The 1,176-nt window shown below is 66.2% G+C and carries 1 protein-coding gene; it reads left to right on the top strand.

The genetic code is table 11. The features are described 5' to 3' along the window. Nucleotide 1 precedes the first annotated feature (1 nt). Nucleotides 2-1,176: cytochrome ubiquinol oxidase subunit I (locus I4Q55_RS48855; RefSeq protein ID WP_206797884.1), on the top strand; the 1,175-nt coding region annotated here is incomplete at its 3' end.

The raw sequence follows: 1,176 nt of genomic DNA, 5'->3' as shown, positions 1-1,176 counted from the left end.
GATGAGCAACCTCGACCTGGCGCGATGGCAGTTCGGGATCACCACCGTCTACCACTTCATCTTCGTCCCGCTGACCATCGGGCTGTCGTTCCTGGTCGCCGGGATGCAGACGGCCTGGGTGCGCACCGGGAACGACAAGTACCGCCGGATGACGAAGTTCTGGGGAAAGCTGTTCCTCATCAACTTCGCCATGGGCGTGGCGACCGGCATCGTGCAGGAGTTCCAGTTCGGGATGAACTGGTCGGACTACAGCACCTTCGTCGGCGACATCTTCGGCGCGCCGCTGGCCATCGAGGGCCTGCTCGCGTTCTTCCTCGAGTCGACGTTCCTCGGCCTGTGGATCTTCGGCTGGGACAAGCTGCCGAAGAAGCTGCACCTGGCCACCATCTGGCTCGCCTCGATCGGCACGCTGCTCTCGGCGTACTTCATCCTCGCCGCCAACTCCTGGATGCAGCACCCCGTCGGCTACGCGGTCAATCCCGCGACCGGCCGCGCGGAGCTGAAGGACTTCGGCGCCGTCCTCACCAACTCGACCGCCGTCGGCGCCTTCGCGCACACCATCACCGCGTGCTTCCTCACCGCCGGCATGTTCGTCGCCGGCATCAGCGCCTGGCAGCTCAAGCGGCAGCGGAACGCGGACGTCTACCGGCCGTCGATGAAGCTCGCCCTGGTCACCGTGCTGATCGCGAGCTTCGGCGTGATCGTCACCGGTGACCTGCAGGCGCGGCTGATGACCGAACAGCAGCCGATGAAGATGGCGGCCGCCGAAGCCCTCTACGACACCGTCGCACCCGCCTCGTTCTCACTGTTCACCATCGGCTCGCTCGACGGCTCGCAGGAGAAGTTCAGCATCCGCGTCCCCGGCGTCCTGTCCTTCATGGCCACCGGGAAGTTCGACGGGCAGGTCGAGGGCATCAACGACCTCCAAGCCGCCGAACAACAGCAGTACGGGCCCGGCGAATACCGGCCGAACATCCCGGTCGCCTACTGGACGTTCCGCCTGATGATCGGCTTCGGCTTTCTCTGCCTGCTGATTTCGCTGGTGGGCCTGTGGTTGTTCCGCCGCGGCCGCACGCCGCGCGCCCGCTGGTTCTTCCCCGTCGCGACCGCCGGGATCGCGCTGCCGTTCCTGGCCAACAGCGTCGGCTGGATCTTCACCGAAATGGGCCGCCAGCC

Origin of the sequence: Amycolatopsis sp. MtRt-6 (assembly GCF_017308975.1) — a bacterium.
In the GTDB taxonomy this organism is placed as follows: Bacteria; Actinomycetota; Actinomycetes; order Mycobacteriales; family Pseudonocardiaceae; genus Amycolatopsis.
The sequence above is the reverse complement of the archived record's forward strand: the minus strand, read 5'-3'. Positions and strand labels throughout refer to the sequence as shown.